This is a genomic window from Actinopolymorpha sp. B9G3 (assembly GCF_040120725.1).
Taxonomy (GTDB): Bacteria; Actinomycetota; Actinomycetes; order Propionibacteriales; family Actinopolymorphaceae; genus Thermasporomyces.
This window is the reverse complement of sequence record NZ_JBEEAB010000083.1, coordinates 1-911: the sequence shown is the minus strand read 5'-3', so window position 1 is coordinate 911 and position 911 is coordinate 1. Positions and strand designations below refer to the sequence as shown.

Annotated in this window: 1 protein-coding gene; it reads right to left on the bottom strand. The window is 64.5% G+C overall.

Features of this window, described 5'->3' with window-relative positions:
- Positions 1-806: carbohydrate ABC transporter permease (locus ABNF93_RS34675; protein ID WP_349332504.1), on the bottom strand; the 806-nt coding region annotated here is incomplete at its 3' end.
- Between the last annotated feature and the right edge of the window lie 105 nt (positions 807-911).

The following is a 911-nucleotide window of genomic DNA, read 5'->3' as shown; positions in this document are numbered from 1 at the left end:
TTGATACCGGTCAGCGTGACGCCTTCGATGAAGTAGCGTTGGAGGAAGAAGAACAGGGCGATGATGGGTGCGATCACCGCCGCGGATGCGGCCATCAGGTAGCCCCACTGCGCGGTGTAGACGCTCTGGAACGACGCCAGGCCGAGCGCGAGTGTGTAGTTCTCCTCGCTGCTCAGGTAGAGCAACGGGTTGAGGAAGTCGTTCCACGTCCCGATGAACGTGAAGATCGTCACCACGACCAGGGCTGGCCTCGAGAGCGGCAGGATGATCGTCCAGAAGACCTTCCACGGCGACGCGCCGTCGATGTAGGCCGCCTCGTCGAGTTCGAACGGAATCGTCAGGAAGAACTGCCGCAGCAGGAAGATACTGAACACGCCACCACCCGCGCCGCCGAAGAACGCCGGGACCGTGAGCGGCACGAACGTGTCCAACGCGCCGAGAGTCCGCCACATGACGAAGGTCGGGATCAGCGTCACGGCATACGGCAGCATCACACTGCTGAGCAGAACCGCGAAGACGACGTTGCGTCCCCGCCACCGCAGCCGTGCGAAACTGAACCCCGCGACCGCGCAGGTCAAAACGGTGCCGATCACCGTGAAGACCTCGATGATCATCGTGTTGAGGAAGTACCGGGCGAACGGCTGCGCGGTGAGTGCGCCGGAGAAGTTGGCCCACTCGAAGGGGTTCGGAATCCACTCCGGGGGTGCGATGAAGATCTGGTTGTCACCCATCAGCGCGCTGCGGATCAACCAGACGAACGGCAGCATCGTCGGCACCGCACCAAGGACGAGCACCACGTAGAGCACGGTCCGCCCGACACCACGACGACCCGGACGCGCCCCCCTGCGCGGAGCGAGCCCACCACTCGGCGCGACCCGACCCCTCGACGCCTCCTGCGCAACCCCAGCCGT